General features: G+C 71.1%; 13 protein-coding genes. 9 read left to right on the forward strand and 4 right to left on the reverse strand.

Annotated elements, in window-relative coordinates:
- Positions 1-46 precede the first annotated feature (46 nt).
- From D9R14_RS06170 to D9R14_RS06185, 4 genes are all read right to left on the reverse strand, one after another.
- Positions 47-490, reverse strand: a complete 444-nt coding sequence (locus tag D9R14_RS06170) for an NUDIX domain-containing protein (RefSeq protein ID WP_121622449.1) — start codon at positions 488-490, stop codon at positions 47-49.
- A gap of 71 nt (positions 491-561) precedes the next feature.
- Positions 562-1,176, reverse strand: a complete 615-nt coding sequence (locus D9R14_RS06175) for a glutathione S-transferase family protein (protein ID WP_121622450.1) — start codon at positions 1,174-1,176, stop codon at positions 562-564.
- Positions 1,177-1,621: 445 nt separating this feature from the next.
- The gene (locus tag D9R14_RS06180) at positions 1,622-2,755 is read right to left on the reverse strand and encodes a CmpA/NrtA family ABC transporter substrate-binding protein (RefSeq protein WP_121622451.1); all 1,134 of its coding nucleotides are present in this window, start codon (positions 2,753-2,755) and stop codon (positions 1,622-1,624) included.
- Positions 2,752-3,342 carry an ANTAR domain-containing response regulator gene (locus D9R14_RS06185; RefSeq protein WP_121622452.1) on the reverse strand — a complete coding sequence of 197 codons (591 nt, stop codon included), beginning with the start codon at positions 3,340-3,342 and terminating at the stop codon, positions 2,752-2,754. The genes D9R14_RS06180 and D9R14_RS06185 overlap by 4 nt, the downstream gene beginning before the upstream one ends.
- Before the next feature lie 928 nt (positions 3,343-4,270).
- Between D9R14_RS06185 and D9R14_RS06190 the strand changes: the two genes are divergently transcribed.
- The 9 genes from D9R14_RS06190 (at position 4,271) to D9R14_RS06230 (ending at position 15,758) form a co-directional block, all read left to right on the forward strand.
- Positions 4,271-5,878, forward strand: coding sequence for a hypothetical protein (locus tag D9R14_RS06190; RefSeq protein ID WP_147452970.1), 1,608 nt, complete (start codon positions 4,271-4,273; stop codon positions 5,876-5,878).
- Positions 5,879-5,882: 4 nt separating this feature from the next.
- Positions 5,883-6,824 carry a hypothetical protein gene (locus D9R14_RS06195; RefSeq protein ID WP_121622454.1) on the forward strand — a complete coding sequence of 314 codons (942 nt, stop codon included), beginning with the start codon at positions 5,883-5,885 and terminating at the stop codon, positions 6,822-6,824.
- Positions 6,825-7,238: 414 nt separating this feature from the next.
- Positions 7,239-8,579, forward strand: a complete 1,341-nt coding sequence (locus tag D9R14_RS06200) for a CmpA/NrtA family ABC transporter substrate-binding protein (protein WP_121622455.1) — start codon at positions 7,239-7,241, stop codon at positions 8,577-8,579.
- 59 nt (positions 8,580-8,638) lie between these two features.
- Positions 8,639-9,544: a nitrate ABC transporter permease gene (gene ntrB / locus D9R14_RS06205; RefSeq protein ID WP_245420596.1), complete on the forward strand. Its 906-nt coding sequence runs from the start codon at positions 8,639-8,641 to the stop codon at positions 9,542-9,544.
- A 10-nt stretch (positions 9,545-9,554) separates the two neighbouring features.
- Positions 9,555-10,349 carry an ABC transporter ATP-binding protein gene (locus tag D9R14_RS06210; RefSeq protein WP_121622456.1) on the forward strand — a complete coding sequence of 265 codons (795 nt, stop codon included), beginning with the start codon at positions 9,555-9,557 and terminating at the stop codon, positions 10,347-10,349.
- Positions 10,350-10,517: 168 nt separating this feature from the next.
- Entirely contained in the window at positions 10,518-10,943 is a 426-nt protein-coding gene (locus D9R14_RS06215; protein WP_121622667.1) for a globin family protein, read from the forward strand.
- A 10-nt stretch (positions 10,944-10,953) separates the two neighbouring features.
- Complete coding sequence (locus tag D9R14_RS06220) at positions 10,954-12,168, forward strand: NAD(P)/FAD-dependent oxidoreductase (protein WP_121622457.1); 1,215 nt, start codon at positions 10,954-10,956, stop codon at positions 12,166-12,168.
- A gap of 22 nt (positions 12,169-12,190) precedes the next feature.
- Positions 12,191-13,948 (forward strand): NirA family protein, encoded by a 1,758-nt coding sequence (locus D9R14_RS06225; protein WP_121622668.1) that lies wholly within the window; start codon positions 12,191-12,193, stop codon positions 13,946-13,948.
- Between the two features lie 205 nt (positions 13,949-14,153).
- Positions 14,154-15,758: a sulfite reductase subunit alpha gene (locus D9R14_RS06230; RefSeq protein ID WP_121622458.1), complete on the forward strand. Its 1,605-nt coding sequence runs from the start codon at positions 14,154-14,156 to the stop codon at positions 15,756-15,758.
- Positions 15,759-15,909: the final 151 nt, after the last annotated feature.

Raw genomic sequence — 15,909 nt, forward strand, 5'->3', positions numbered from 1 at the left:
GTCCTTGGCAAGCGCGAGCGGCACCGTTGCGTCATTCCGACCGCTCTCACCACATGTCGGAGGCGGGCGCCCGGCCGTCCTGCTCGGCGATGCGCCGCAGGGTCGCGGGCGAGATGTCGCCAGGCAGCGCATCGGGCGGGAAGAACTCCGCGGCGAGGATTTCGAGGTTGCGCGACGGGCGCGGGCCGATGGCGATACGCCCGGCGCGGAACAGAACCACATGGTCCCTCCCGCCGACGCGGGGATTGAAGAACACGCCCGCCATCGCGAGCGGCCCCTGCGCCTCCACGTTCGCCTCCTCCTTCAGCTCGCGGCGCGCGGCCATCTCGGCGGTCTCGCCGAAATCGACGCCGCCGCCGGGCAGGTGCCAGCCCGGCAGATAGGAGTGGCGCACCAGCAGCAGGCGGCCGGCCGGGTCCACAGCCATGACGCGCACGCCGAGCGTCATGCCGTGGCGCACCCGGCGGATCAGGGGAATGAGGCCAAGCATGCGGCAAGCTTAGCCCATCCGCCGCCTGGACGCAGGCGCCATCCGCGGTGCCGGACCGCGCCGCCGCCGGCTCAGCCTGCGGCGCCGGCGAGCGCCGCGGCCTCGATCTCCTTCGCGCGCAGGAAGGCGGGACGCGTGGTGAGGCGCTCCACATAGGCCGACATGGCCGGGGTCGGCGCGATCACCTTGAGCAGGCCGATGCCGAACCACAAATCGGAGCCCAGCATCACGTCGGCGGCGGTGAACTGCTCGCCGAGCAGATAGGGACCGGGCTTGAGCGCCGCGTCCACCACCTCCATCGCGAGGTCGAAGCTGCCCCATCCGGCGCTGGACTTGGGCAGGTTGACGCCCATCATCTTCTGCACGAAGGCCGGCTCCATGCAGCCCGCCGAGAAGAAGAGATATTGCAGGTAGCGCCCGCGCGCAGGGTCTCCCGGCGCCGGGGCGAGGCGCGCCTGCGGCACCTTGTCGGCCACATAGGCGCAGATGGCGCCGCTCTCGGCGATCCGCGCCGCGCCGTCGGTCAGCGCCGGCACTTTGCCCATGGGATTGATGGCGCGGAACTCCGGCGTGTCCTGCCCGCCGGTGCGGATGTCCACCAGCTCGCGCTCATAGGCGATGCCCGCCTCCTCCAGCAGCCACAGCACACGAAGTGCCCGCGTATGGGGCGCCCAATAGAGCTTCACCGGCATTCTCCCTGGCCTATGCTGAATGGAACATAAAGTGAACATATGCGCCTGTCCAGCCCCGCTTTGTGCCGGAAGTCCGTCGGCCGCCCCCTCCCCGCCGTCATGCTCCGGCTTGTCCGGGGCATCCACCGGGCCGCTGGCGTGGTGCCCGGAGAACGAAGCGCCGGACGAGCCGTTGGGTGGATCCCCCGGACAAGCCGGGGGATGCCGGCGGCTAGGGGCGCGATACGGCTGGGCTGCTTCGGCTGCTTTGAGCCAGGCGCATCTCCCCTCTCCCGCAAGGGGCAAGAGGCGCGAACAGAGGGGACGACGACACCTTCCCCGCCGTCGCCCTCCGACTTGATCGGAGGGCCCATCCTGCGGCCGGGCGCGAGGCTGGGAGGTGTCATGGATGCTCCGGTCAAGCCGGGCATGACGGTGAGGGTGTCCCGCGCGCCGGACCTCACGCCTTGCGGGCGAGGAAGGCGTCCTGGTCGAACACCGCGCCGAACTGCGTGCCGACGCAGTCGGGCTGCGGCCGGAACACCGGCACCGGGCCGACCGCGGCGTCGAAGATGTCGGGCCGGTAGACGCTCATGGCCTCGCGCGCGGCGTCGGGCGAGAACTCGCCCTGGCCGGCCTCGACGATCTGCGAATAGATCCACAGCGCATGGTCGATGGAGGGCCGGTTGGCGCCGTCGCGGTTCAGCACCAGATAGTCCGGGTGCGAGCGGCGCGCCCCGCCGGGGGCGGAATGCAGGCGCCCGTCCAGGGTCCGGCGCAGCACGTCTGCGGGCAGGTTCAGGTGGCGCGGCTCGCCCAGCAGCCGGGCGAGGTCCTCGTGGTTGGCGGGGTCCTCGCACCAGAAGGCGGCGGCGTGCAGCGCGCGCACCAGGCGGTGCAGCACCTCCGGCTCGGCATTGGCGAAGCGGGCGTGCACGCCCAGCACCTTCTCCGGCACCCAGCCGAACACCTCCGCCCCGAGCACGGCGATGCGGCCCACGTCCGCGTCCACCGCCACCGAGTTCCAGGGCGAGCCCACCGAGAAGGAGTGGATCAGCCCGCCGCGCAGGCTCTCCACCATGAAAGGCGGGGGCACCACAACGAGCCGCACGTCGCGGTCCGGGTCCACCCCACCGCCCTTCAGGAAGTGGCGGATGAGATAGGTGTGGGTGGAGAAGGCGTAGACCGCCGCGAAGGTCAGCGGGTCGCGCCCCTCGGCGCGGCGCTGGCGCACCACCTTGCCGAGCGCACGGGCGGCGCCGGGCGCGCTGGCGAGGTCCTCGCCCACCTCGCCCATGGCGGCATAGACGTGCTTGTCGATGGTGATGGCGCTGCCGTTGAGATTGAGCGCGAACGGCACCACCAGCGGCACCCGCACGTGGCCGAGGCCGAGCGAGGAGGCGATGGCCAGCGGCCCCAGCATGTGGGCGCCGTCCAGCAGGCCGATATTCACCTTGTCGCGGATGTTGGCCCACGACACCTCCCGGTGCAGGTCGATCTCGATGCCCTCGGCCATGGCGAAGCCGCGCTCCGCGGCGGCGATCAGCACGGCGGCATCGGTGAGGGGGATGAAGCCGATGGCGAGCCGTCTCATCGCAGGAGCTCCGACGCGGTGATGATGGACTGGGCGATGTCGGCGATGCGCTTCTTCTCGTTCATCGCGGTGCGGCGCAGCAGGCCGTAGGCGGCCTCCTCGTCGATGCCCTTGAGCTTCATGAGGATCATCTTGGCGCGGTCCACCAGCTTGCGCTCCTCCAGCTGGCTCTTCGCCTCCTCCAGCTCCGCCTTGAGGCGGGCGAAGGCGCGGAAGCGCGAGATGGTGGTCTCCAGGATCGGCTTCACCCGGTCCTTCCTGAGCCCGTCCACCACGTAGGAGGCGACGCCCGCCTCGATCGCCGCCTCGATGGTGCTCCGGTCGGACTGGTCGACGAACATGGCCACCGGCCGCTTCACCTCGCGGCTGACCTGGAACATCTGCTCGATGGTGTCGCGGGAGGGGTCTTCGAGGTCGATCAGGATCACGTCTGGATCGATGGCGTAGATGCGCTCCAGGAGGTTGTGCCGGCCCTGGATGCGCAGCACGTTCTCGAACCCCGCCTCGCGCAGCCCCTCCTCCAGGATGGCCGCGCGCACGGGGCTCTCGTCGACGATCACGATGCGCAAGGTGAGGTCGCTGGCCATGACTGTCCCAGGTTCTGGCCCCACCCTTAAGGCAAGGATCGCACCAACCGGAAGGCGCGCGCCCAGGGTCTGCCTCCCCGCGGCGCGCCGGCGCGTCCCCTCACTCCTCGCGCGCGCGGTCGGTCGCGGTCAAGCCGTTTCTCTGGCCGCACACCCCCGCGCCCCGCCCGACTGGAGCGTCAGCGGACGGAAAGCCGGGGGGCTGCGCAAGGAGACGCCGCAGGCGGCAGTTCCCGCCGCAGGCGGAGGGACGTGGGTATTGCCCGCTGCGCGGCAGTCTCCCCTGGACCCCGGCTCGGCGCTCCGGCTGTGCCGTCGCTGGGCCGGGGAACGACGGCTGCGCCGTCGCAGCAATGGGACAGCCGCCGCCGAGCGGCGCCCACCCCCCGCGTCCCGGCCGACTGCAACGGAGCAAAGCGCAGTGGAAGGAGAGCCGGGACCCAGCGCAAAAGACCGCCGAAGGCGCTTCGAACTCTCAGCCACCGGCCAAGGTATTGCCGGCTGCGCCGGAGTCTCCCCTGGACCCCGGCTCGGCGCTCCGGCTGTGCCGTCGCTGGGCCGGGGAACGGCGACGGCTGACGCCTTCGCGGGGCAAGGGAACCGCCCTCGTGCCCCGGCCGACTGGAGCGTCAGCGGAAGGAGAGCCGGGGCCCAGCGCAAGAGTCCGCCGCAGGCGGCAGCTTCCGCCGCAGGCGGGAGGACACATGAGTATTACCCGCTGCGCGGGACTTTCCCCTGGACCCCGGCTCGGCGCTCCGGCTGCGCCGTCGCTGGGCCGGGGAACGGGGGGTGGATCGCCCTTTCCGGGGTGCGGAGGGACGAATTCCCGCGGGGGCTCTTTCAATTTGGCCGGATCGCGCTTTAGAACGGCGGCGGCCCGCCCGCCGGCGGGACGGGTTCGAGGCAAGCTGCGGCGGGAGGCGGTCAGGTGCAGGCAGAAGGTCGTCCCAGCCTCGGGGCCGCATCGCTGCGGGTGCTGACCTTCCTCATCCTCACGGCGCTCGCCGCCACCATCGTGGTGGTGCAGCAGCGCGGCTCCGGGGCCTATGTGGCGGAATTCTCGGCCACCGATCCCGCCGAGGCCCCCCATGTGCTGGCCGGCATGCGGGTGGCGGACTGGATCGCCGCCGGCCTGCCCGCGCCCGGCCGCTTCTTCGCCGATCACGCCCTGCGCCTGCCCGCGCCGGGCCTTGCCGCCGGGGCGGCGCTCCATCCCCTGGCGCAGGGGCTGTGGATCGCCGCGCTCGGGCCGGGCACCCCAGCGGTGCTGCTTCTGCCGGCCTTCCTCGCCGCGCTGCTGACGGTCGGGGCCGGCTGGGTCGCGGCCCGCGCCACCGGGCCGCTTCCGGGCGTCGCAGTGGGCGCGGTGCTGATGGCGGCCGTCCCGCTGCGCGCCGCGGCCATCACCGTCGGGCTGGATCTGCCGCTCGCGCTGCTGGCGCTCGGCGCCGCGCTCGCGGTGGCGGGCTTTCTCGCCGCCGGCCAGATGCGGTTCATGCTGCTCTATGCGGCGGCCGCCATCGCAGCGGTGCTCACGGCGCCGCAGGGCGCGGCGCTGCTCGGCCTCCCGTTCCTCGCGCTTGCGCTCGGCGGCCGGCCGGGGCTTCTCCTGCGGCGCGCCTTCTGGCTGCCGCTGCTGCCGATCGCACTTCTCGCCGGCCTCTGGCTGCTGGTGTTTCCGGCCGCGCGCGGGCTCGCCGCGCCGACCCTCGACCAGGCGCAGGCCGCCCTCCTGGCCGCGGCCGCGGCGCTCAGGGCCGGGCTCGGCGACGCCTTCCTGGTCCTCGCGGCGGTCGGTGCGCTCGCGGCGGTGGTGAACGCCTGGCGCGGCATCCCCGCGGCGCGGCCGATGGCTGCGGTGACGGCGCTCGCCGCATGCCTTCTGGCCGGGCTTGCGCTATCCGGCGCGCCGGTCGATCCCGTCCGCGCGCTGCCGCTCGCCGCTCCCGCCGCGATCCTCTCCGCCTATGGCGCCATCAGCCTGCTGCGCCTGCTGTCCACCGGCTGGGACACGGTGTTCGGCCTCGCCGTGGCGCTGGTGCTGCTGCTCGCCGCCATGCCGGCGCTTCTGGAGCCGGTGCGCAAGCGCGCCATCGGCATGGACGAGGTGGCCGAGGCGGTGATCGCGAAGAAGCAGGATCTGCCGGTGGTCCTGGTGGCGGCAAGCCCCGGAGGGGAAGGCGCGCTGATCGCCGCCACCGCCCAGCGCGATCGCGCCCGCACCGCCTTCGTGGTGCCGCTGGCGCGGCGCGCGGCCGGCGCCACGCCCGACGCGCTGATGGCGGACATCGCCGCGCTGGGCGCGTCCTTTCTGGTGATCGAGGCGACGCCGGGCGCGCGCGCCCTGCCGGCGGTCCAGAGCGCCATCCTGGCGGCGGAAGCGGCGGTGGCGGCGCATCCCGACCGCTTCCGGCTGGTCGGCACCTATCCGCGCCCCGACGGCGGCGGCGAGGTGCGCCTCTATGCGGTCTCCGGCGCCCCGCGGCCCGACGCGGCGACACTCCGCCAGCGCCTCGCCGCCGGGGCGGGAGGCTGAGCCGATGCGCGCGCTCGCCGACTATACGGTCCGCGACTGGCTCACCGGCGTGCCGCTGGCCCAGCGCCTCAGGCGCGCGCGCAACCTTGCGGTGGACCGGCTCTATCGCCGGCGCCGGGCCGAAGGCCAGGACGGGCTGGTGGCGGCCCTTGAAGGGCGCGCCACGCTCGCCTTCACCATCGCGTTCAACCAGCCCGGCGCGGTGGCGCTGCTGGCCGACGCCATGGCGCGCTTCGTGCCCGCGACGGGGCTGGTGGTGTGCGACAATTCCACCGATCCGGCGGCGCGCGCCGCCATCGCCCGCTTGTGCGCGGAACGGGGCCTGGCCTATTGCCCGCTGCCGCCCGCCCCCTATCGCGGAGCGCGCAACGGCTCGCGCTCCCATGCGGTGGCGCTCAACTGGGTGTTCCACAATCTGGTGCGGCCGGCCGCGCCCGGCGTGTTCGCGGTGCTCGACCACGACCTCGTGCCCCTCGCCCCGGCGGACCTTGCCGCGCTGGTGCACGGCCAGCCCTGCTACGGCCATGTGCGCCGCTCCGACCAGCCGGGCTCGCCGGCCTGGTATCTGTGGCCCGGCTTCAGCGTGTTCGACTTCGCGGCTGTCGGCGACCTGCCGCTCGACTTCGGCACCGACACGCCGCTCGGCCTCGACACCGGCGGGCAGAACTGGGGCGTGCTCTATGGCCGCCTCGACCTCGCCGGCCTGCGGCGCGCCAAGGTGCGCAGCGTCTATCTGGCCGATGCGTTCCCGGTGCCGGGCGGCGCGCAGGCGCGACGCGCCAGCATGCTGCTCGACGGCTGGTTCCACATCGGCGGTGCGGGGCACCGGGAGGGCGGCCTCAGCGCCCTCGAACACACGCGCGCGGCATTCGACGCCGACCCGGACGGCCTCTTCGCCCGCCTCGCCGCCACCGCCGCCCCGCCGGCTGCGCGTCCGCCGGCCTGACCCCTCCCGCGCCCTCCGGTGCCGGTTGGGCGCCTCGGACGTTCTTCCACCGCCGTTGCCGTCCGCGCGACCCCATCGCCCGGCCGGCGCGTCGGTGGCCGCATTGCGCAGCGCACAATCCGGCGCCACTTGGCGACAAGCTGCGCCGTCGAAATATGCAGCAGATGCTACAGCCTAGAAATTCATCATCCGTGAAATGGATAAATTCCAAGGGTTTGACCCCAGACACCCCCTTGGCACGCCTCTTGAATGAAGAGGCCTGAGCGCGGTCAACGACGACCGCGCCGCCAAATTCGTCCCAATGACGGGACCCGCAGCAGAGCCGCTGACACCGATGGCCGCAGGCCGTCGTGATGTCCGCGGCTTTTTTCGTTTCGGGTCCCGCGATCGCCAGCCCATCCAGAGGGGAAGTAAATGAGCGACGACACGAAGGTCCAGTCCGCTTCCGCCACCACCGCCGGCGTCTCCCGCCGCTCTCTACTGAAGGGCTCGGCCGCGGCGCTCGGCACCACCGCTCTGTTCGAGAGCATCCGCATGGCGTTCCCGGGCGGCGTGCCCTACGCCCACGCCGCCGAGGCGCCGGAGACCACCAAGGCGACGCTGGGCTTCATCGCCCTGACCGACGCGGCGCCGCTGTTCGTCGCCAAGGAGAAGGGGCTGTTCGACAAATACGGCATGACGGACGTGAACGTCGCCAAGCAGGCCTCCTGGGGCACCACGCGCGACAATCTGGTGCTCGGCTCCGAAGGCAACGGCATCGACGGCGCCCACATCCTCACGCCGATGCCGTATCTGATCTCGGCCGGCAAGGTGACGCAGAACAACGTGCCCACCCCCATGTACATCCTGGCGCGCCTCAATCTGGACAGCCAGTGCATCTCGGTGGGCCAGGAATATATCGACCTCAAGATCGGCCTCGACACCAAGCCCTTCAAGGAGGCGCTGGAGAAGAAGAAGGCCTCCGGCAAGCCCGTCAAGGCAGCCATGACCTTTCCGGGCGGCACCCATGACCTGTGGATCCGCTACTGGCTCGCCGCCGGCGGCATCGATCCCGACAAGGACATCGAGACCATCGTCGTCCCGCCGGCCCAGATGGTGGCCAACATGAAGGTGGGCACCATGGACTGCTTCTGCGTCTGCGAGCCGTGGAACGAGCAGCTGGTGCACCAGAAGATCGGCTACACCGCGCTCACCACCGGCGAACTCTGGAACAAGCATCCCGAGAAGGCCTTCGGCATGCGCGCCGCCTATGTGGACAAGAACCCCAAGGCCGCCAAGGCGCTGCTGAAGGCGGTGATGGAAGCGCAGATGTGGTGCGAGAAGATGGAGAACCGCGCGGAAGTCGCGGCCATCTGCGCCAAGCGCCAGTGGATCAACGTGCCGGTCGCCGACGTGGTGGACCGCATGAAGGGCGACTTCGACTACGGCACCGGCAAGGTGGTGAAGAATTCGCCGCACATCATGAAGTACTGGGCCGACCACGCCTCCTATCCGTTCCAGAGCCACGACCTGTGGTTCATCACCGAGGACCAGCGCTGGAACAAGTTCGAGGCCGACCTCGACGCCAAGGCGCTGATCCGCAAGGTCAACCGCGAGGACCTGTGGCGCGAGGCGGCGAAAGAGCTGTCGGTGCCGGCGGCGGAGATCCCCACCTCCACCTCGCGCGGCAAGGAGACCTTCTTCGACGGCAAGGTGTTCGACCCCGAGAACCCCGCCGCCTACCTCGCCTCGCTCGACATCAAGCGCATCGCGTGACAGCCGGGCCGCCCCGCGGGGCGGCCCCCTCCTCCCCTTCGCCGCACGGAGCGAGCCCGATGAACATGACCGTCCGCAAACTGCATGAGGGGGCACCCGCCGCCGCAGCCCCTGCCGTCCCCGCCGCCGTGGTCGCGCTCCCCGCGCCGAAGCGCGCGCCGGCGGGCGAAAAGCTGCTGGCCTATTGCAAGATGGTCGCCGCGAACGTGATCCCGCCTCTGCTCGTCATCCTGTTTCTGGTGGCGCTGTGGGAGATGCTGTGCAGCGCCCCTGGCGCCTCGCTGCCGCCGCCCTCCGCGATCATCAAGAATTCCTGGGAGCTGATCGCCGATCCGTTCTACGACCGCGGCGGGCTCGACAAGGGCCTGTTCTGGCACATCCTCGCTTCGCTCCAGCGCGTGGCGGTGGGCTACAGCCTCGCCGCCGTGGTGGGGGTCGCGCTCGGCACTCTCATCGGCCAGTCGACCTGGGCCATGCGCGGGCTCGACCCGCTGTTCCAGGTGCTGCGCACGGTGCCGCCGCTCGCCTGGCTACCGCTCTCGCTCGCCGCCTTTCGCGACGGCCAGCCGGCCGCCGTGTTCGTGATCTTCATCACCGCAATCTGGCCGATCATCATCAACACCGCGGTGGGCATCCGCAACATCCCGCAGGATTACCGCAACGTCGCGGCGGTGCTGCGGCTCAATCCGATCGAATTCTTCCTGAAGATCATGATCCCGGCGGCGGCACCCTACATCTTCACCGGTCTTCGCATCGGCATCGGCCTCTCCTGGCTCGCGATCATCGCGGCGGAGATGCTGATCGGCGGCGTCGGAATCGGCTTTTTCATCTGGGATGCCTGGAACTCGTCGCTCATCGGCGACATCATCGTGGCGCTCATCTATGTCGGCATCGTCGGCTTCGTGCTCGACCGCATCATTGCCGCCGTCGGCGCCTTCGTCACCCGCGGCACCGCCGCTTCCTGAGGAGGCCGACATGGGCGCCTATCTGAAGCTCGATCACATCGACAAGACCTTCACCCGCGGGTCGGCCTCCACCAACGTGCTGAAGGAGGTGACGCTCGACATCGAGAAGGGCGAGTACGTCTCCATCATCGGCCATTCCGGCTGCGGCAAGTCCACCTTGCTCAACATCGTCGCCGGCCTCACCGGCGCCAGCGCCGGGGGCGTGATCCTCGACGGGCGGGAGGTGAACTCGCCCGGCCCGGACCGCGCCGTCGTGTTCCAGAACCACTCGCTGCTGCCCTGGCTCACGGTCTACGAGAACGTGCGCCTCGCGGTGGACAAGGTGTTCTCCGGCACCCGCTCCAAGGCCGAGCGGCACAGCTGGACCCTGCACAATCTCGACCTCGTGCAGATGGGCCACGCCAAGGACAAGCGCCCCTCGGAGATTTCCGGCGGCATGAAGCAGCGCGTCGGCATCGCCCGCGCGCTCGCCATGGAGCCGAAGGTGCTTCTGCTCGACGAGCCGTTCGGCGCGCTCGACGCGCTCACCCGCGCCCATCTCCAGGACAGCGTGATGCAGATCCACGCGGCGCTGGGCAACACCATCCTCATGATCACCCACGACGTGGACGAGGCGGTGCTGCTCTCCGACCGCATCGTGATGATGACCAACGGCCCCTCCGCCCGCATCGGCGAGGTGCTGGAGGTGAAGCTCGCCCGGCCGAGGAAGCGCCTCGATCTGGTGACCAACGCCACCTACCTCAAGGCCCGCGAGGCGGTGCTGAAATTCCTCCACGAGCGCCACCGCTTCGTCGAGGCGGCCTGACGCAAAGGCGCGGGCCTGCCCGCGCCGTCCAAGCACGATCAGCAGGCGCGGGTCCGCCCCGCGCCGCCCACACCGGGCGTCGATCTCACGCGCCAAACCGGCGCGCGGGTCCGTGCGCCCTTCTTCCGGAATTGCGCCAGGAGTTGCGCCAGGAGTTGCACCATGAGCCTGACCCCGCACCAGATCGAGCTGATCCAGGGCTCGTTCCGCAAGGTAGCGCCCATCGCCGACACCGCCGCCGCTTTGTTCTACGCCCGCCTGTTCGAGATCGCGCCGGAGGTAAAGCCCCTGTTCAAGGGCGACATGAGCCTTCAGGGCGCGAAACTCATGGCGACGCTGGGCATGGTGGTCGCCGGCCTCAGCGATCTCGGCAAGATCGTCCCCGCCGCCGAGAGCCTCGCCCGCAAGCATGTGGCCTATGGCGTGAAGGACGCGCACTACGCCCCGGTCGGCGCCGCGCTCATCTGGACGCTGGAGCGCGGCCTCGGCCCGGACTTCACGCCCGAGACCAAGGCAGCCTGGGGGGAAGCCTACGGCATCCTCTCCTCGGTCATGATCGCCGCCTCCGCCAAGGCGCCGGTTGCGGCTGAGTGAGGAGGCAGGCGTGAGCGAGCCCCTTCTCGTCATCGGCAACGGCATGGCCGCCGCGAAGCTCTGCGAGGAGCTGACGCGGCGCGCGCTGGGCCGCCACGCCGTGGCGGTGATCGGGGCGGAGCCGCACCTTGCCTATAACCGCGTGCTGCTCTCCGAAGTGCTCGCCGGCCACATGAGCGCCGCCGAGGCGGAGATGAAGCCCGCGCAATGGTGGCGCGAACGGGGCGTGACCCTGCAATACGGCACCCCCGCCGCCGCGCTCGACCGCGCTTCGCGCGAGGTGGTGCTGGCGGACGGCCGCCGCCTGCCCTTCGGCAAGCTGGTGCTGGCCACCGGCTCCCACCCCATCCGCCTGCCGCTGCCCGGCATGGCGCTGCCCGGCGTGCACACCTTCCGCGATCTGAAGGATGTGGAAGCCCTGCTCGCCGCCGCCGCCGTGCCCGGCACGCGCGCCGTGGTCATCGGCGGCGGGCTGCTGGGCATCGAGGCGGCAGCCGGGCTTGCCGGCGCGGGCGTCGAGACCCGCCTCGTCCACCTCATGGACCGGCTGATGGAACGCCAGCTGGACGTCGCGGCCGGTGGCTTCCTCAAGCGCGCGGTGGAGGCCAAGGGCATCGAGGTGCTGCTCGGCGCCGCGAGCGAAGCCATCGAGGGCGAGAGCCGCGTCACCGGCCTGCGCCTGAAGGACGGCCGCATCCTCCCCGCCGACATTCTGGTGGTGGCCTGCGGCGTCATCCCCAATGCGGACCTCGCCCGTGGGGCGGGGCTGGAGGTGAAGCGTGGCATCGTGGTGGACGACACCCTCGCCTCCTCCGATCCCGACATCTTCGCCATCGGCGAATGCGCCGAGCATCGCGGCATGACCTACGGCCTCGTCGCTCCGGCCTATGAGCAGGCCGGCATCCTCGCCCGCCGCCTCGCCGGGGAGGATGCGCGTTACGAGGGTTCGGTGGTTTCCACCAATCTCAAGGTGTCGGGCGTGCCCGTCTTCTCCGCCGGCGACGTCACCGGCGGCGCGGGCACGGAAGACATCGTGCTCACCGATCGCGGCCTCGGCATCTACCGCCGGCTCATCGTGAAGGACGGCGTTCTGGCCGGCGCCGTTCTGTTCGGCGACACGGCGGATGGCCTGTTCTACCTCGACCTCATCACCCGCCGCACCCCCATCGCCGCCATGCGCACCGAACTTGCGTTCGGCCGCGATGCGGTGGCCGCCGCTGCCTGACAAGAAGAAGAAAGGAAACCCCATGGGCGCCGATTTCACCACCGACCAGAAGCGCTATCTGGAAGGCTTCGTCTCCGGCGCCAAGGCGGTGCAGATCGCCCGCGGCGCGCCCGCCCCATCCACCGCGCCGGTCGCCGAGATGACCGGCCCCGATGCCGCGAGCCATCGCGCCATGGCGCGCCAGGAGGCGCAAGGGCGCAAGCTGACTCCCGAAGAGAAGGCCAAGCGCGACGAGCTGGGCCTCGATTCCTACGACAGGATCAGGAGCCACGCGCGCGACGGCGTCTTCCCCAAGGGGCAGGACATGCTGCGCTGGAAGTATCACGGCCTGTTCTATGTCGCCCCGGCGCAGGACAGCTACATGTGCCGCCTGCGCATCCCGAACGGTATCCTCAGCCACTGGCAGATGCGCGGCGTCGCCGACATCGCGCAGGCGCACGGCGGCGGCTACAGCGACATCACCACCCGGGCCAACCTGCAGATCCGCGAAATTCCGGCGACCTCCGCCCTCGATGTGCTGGAGGGCCTCGTGGCGCTCGGCCTCACCGCCAAGGGTTCGGGCGCCGACAACATCCGCAACGTCACCGGAACCCCCACCGCCGGCATCGACCCGGTGGAGCTGCTCGACACCCGGCCCCATGCCCGCGCCTGGCACCACTACATCCTGAACGCCCGCGACATGTACGGACTGCCGCGCAAGTTCAACGTGGCCTTCGACGGTGCCGGCACCATCGGCGCGCTGGAGGACACCAACGACATCGGCTTCCAGGCGGTGGAGGTGAAGGACGGCTTCGGCGTCGCGCCCGGCGTCTGGTATCGCCTCGCGCTGGGCGGCATCACCGGCCACAGGGACTTCGCCCGCGACACCGGGGTGATCGTGCGTCCCGACGACGCCACCGCCGTCTCGGCCGCGATCGTGCGGGTGTTCATCGACACCGGCGACCGTTCCGATCGCAAGAAGGCGCGGCTCAAATACGTGCTCGACGCCATGGGCTTCGACGGCTTCCTGGCGAAGGTGGAGGAGAAGCTCGGCGCGCCGCTCACCCGCGTGCCTGCCGCCGCCGTGGCGCCGCGCGCCGAGCCGGACCGGCTCGCCCATCTCGGCATCCACCCGCAGAAGCAGGCGGGGCTGAACTATATCGGCGTCGGCCTGCCGGTAGGGCGCATGAGCGTTTCCCAGATGCAGGGCCTCGCCGACATCGCGGTCCGCCTTGGCGACGGCGACATCCGCCTCACGGTCTGGCAGAACCTGCTGATCTCCGGCGTTCCGGATGCGTCCGTGGCGGCAGCGACCGCGGCCATCGAAGCGCTTGGGCTCTCCATCGCCGCGAGCCCGCTCCAGGCCGGCCTCGTCGCCTGCACCGGCGCGAAGGGCTGCCGCTTCGCCGCCGCCGACACCAAGGGCACCGCGCGCGCCATCCAGGCTTATTGCGAGAGCCGCCTCGCCCTCGACGGGCCGGTGAACATCCATGTCACCGGCTGCCACAATTCCTGCGCCCAGCATTATATCGGCGACATCGGCCTGATCGGCGCGCGGGTGCCCGTCAATGACGACGGCGACACGGTGGACGGCTATCACATCCTTGTCGGCGGCGGCTTCGGCAGCGCGGCCGCCATCGCCCGCGAGCTCTACCAGCACGTGAAGGCGGAGGATGCCCCGCTTGTGGTGGAGCGCCTGCTGAAGAGCTGGCTCGACCACCGCGCCGCGGGCGAGACCTTCGCCGCCTTCACCCGCCGCCTCGACCCCGATGCGCTGAAGGCGCTGGCGGAGGCGGCATGAGCACCCGAACCCGGTCCATTCAGCCGCTTCGCGACCTTTTGCGCTGGGCCCCGGCTCGCATTCCGCTGGCGCTCCATGCGTCCGGGGCGCGAGGGCAGTTCGGCTTCCCGGCCGACTGCAACGAAGCGAAGCGCAGTGGAAGGAGAGCCGGGACCCAGCGCAAGACTTGCGCGCCAAAGGCGCGCGCCATCATCGAGATCCGCCCATGAGCCTCCAGTCCCGCCCGCCCCTCGTGCCCTTCCTGCCCGAAAGCGCGCCGTTCACGGCGGAGCAGCGCGCCTGGCTGAACGGCTTCTTCGCCGGCATCTTCAGCGGCGACGCGCCGGCCGGCGCCACCGCGCTCTCGGCGGGCGACGCCGCCGCTTTGATGCCCGAACTCAAGGCCGATGCGCCGGAAGACGACAACGCGCCCTGGCACGACCCCTCCATGCCCATGGCCGAGCGCATGGCGCTCGCCGAAGGCAAGGCGCTGCCGCGCCGGCTGATGGCGGCCATGGCGCAGCAGGATTGCGGCCAGTGCGGCTATGTCTGCGAGACCTATGCCGCCGCCATCGCCGCCGGCGCCGAGCCGAAGCTCAATCTCTGCGCCCCCGGCGGCAAGGAGACGCTGCGCATGCTGAAGCAGCTCACCGAGAGCGCGGGCGCCGCGCCGGCGCCCGCCGCTCCCGCGGCTGCGGAGGCAAAGACCGCGCCCGCGCCGCCCGGCACCCGCGACAATCCCGGCACCGTCACCTTCCTCGGCCGGCGGCGGCTCAACAAGGAGGGCTCCGAGAAGGAGACCTTCCACATCGACTTGGACCTCGAAGGCTCGGGGCTCGACTATGCGGCGGGCGACAGCTTCGGCATCTTCCCGGCCAACGATCCGGCGCTGGTGGACCAGGTGATCGCCGCGATCCACGCGTCGGAGGACTTCCCCATCGCCGGCAAGACGCTGCGCGCGGTGCTGACCCACGAGGTGTGCCTGAAGACGCCGCCCGACGCGCTGTTCCAGCTCGTCTCGTATCTGGTCGGCGGCGCGCGCAAGGAGACGGCGAAGCGCCTCGCCGCCGGCGAGGACCCGGACGGCGACGCGGCGCTGCTCGACGTGCTGGCGGCGCTGGAGAAATTCCCCGGCATCAGGCCCGATCCGGAGGCCTTCATCGAATGCCTGGAGCCGCTCCAGCCGCGCCTTTATTCCATCTCCTCCAGTCCCGCGGCGACGCCCGGCCTTTTGTCGCTCACCGTAGACAAGGTGCGCTTTGAGGCGTTCGGCCGCGAGCGGCGCGGGGTGGCCTCCACCTTCCTCGGCGCGGGCATTCCCGAGGGCACGAAGCTCAAGGCCTATATCCAGAAGGCGCACGGCTTCGGCCTGCCGCAGGACCCGGCGAAAAGCGTCGTCATGGTCGGGCCGGGCACCGGCATCGCCCCGTTCCGCGCCTTCCTGCACGAGCGGGCCGCCACGCGGGCGCCGGGCGGCAACTGGCTGTTCTTCGGCCACCAGCGGCGCGAGACGGATTTCTTCTACGAGGAGGAGCTGGCCGCCTTCCAGGCGCAGGGCGTGCTCACCCGCCTCGACACCGCCTGGTCCCGCGACGGCGCGCAGAAGGTCTATGTCCAGGACAGGATCCGCGCCGCCGGGGCCGAGCTTTGGGCCTGGCTGAACGGCGGCGCGCACGTCTATATTTGCGGCGATGCCAAGCGCATGGCCAAGGACGTGGAAGCCGCGCTCGCCGACGTGGCGGCGGCCCATGGCGGGCTCGGCCCGCACGCGGCGGCGGCCTTCCTCGCCGACCTGAAGAAGGCGGGGCGCTTCCAGGCGGACGTCTATTGAGCGAGGCCTGCGATGGTTCATCTGCGCACTCCAGCCCGCCCTCATTGGCGCGCCGTCATGGCCCGGCTTGTCCGGGGCATCCACCCGGCCGCAAGCCGTGCGCGCGACGGCCGGGAGCGGGCCCGGTCCCGGCGAGGATCCCCCGGACAAG

Origin of the sequence: Xanthobacter tagetidis, assembly GCF_003667445.1 — a bacterium.
Lineage (GTDB): Bacteria > Pseudomonadota > Alphaproteobacteria > Rhizobiales > Xanthobacteraceae > Xanthobacter > Xanthobacter tagetidis.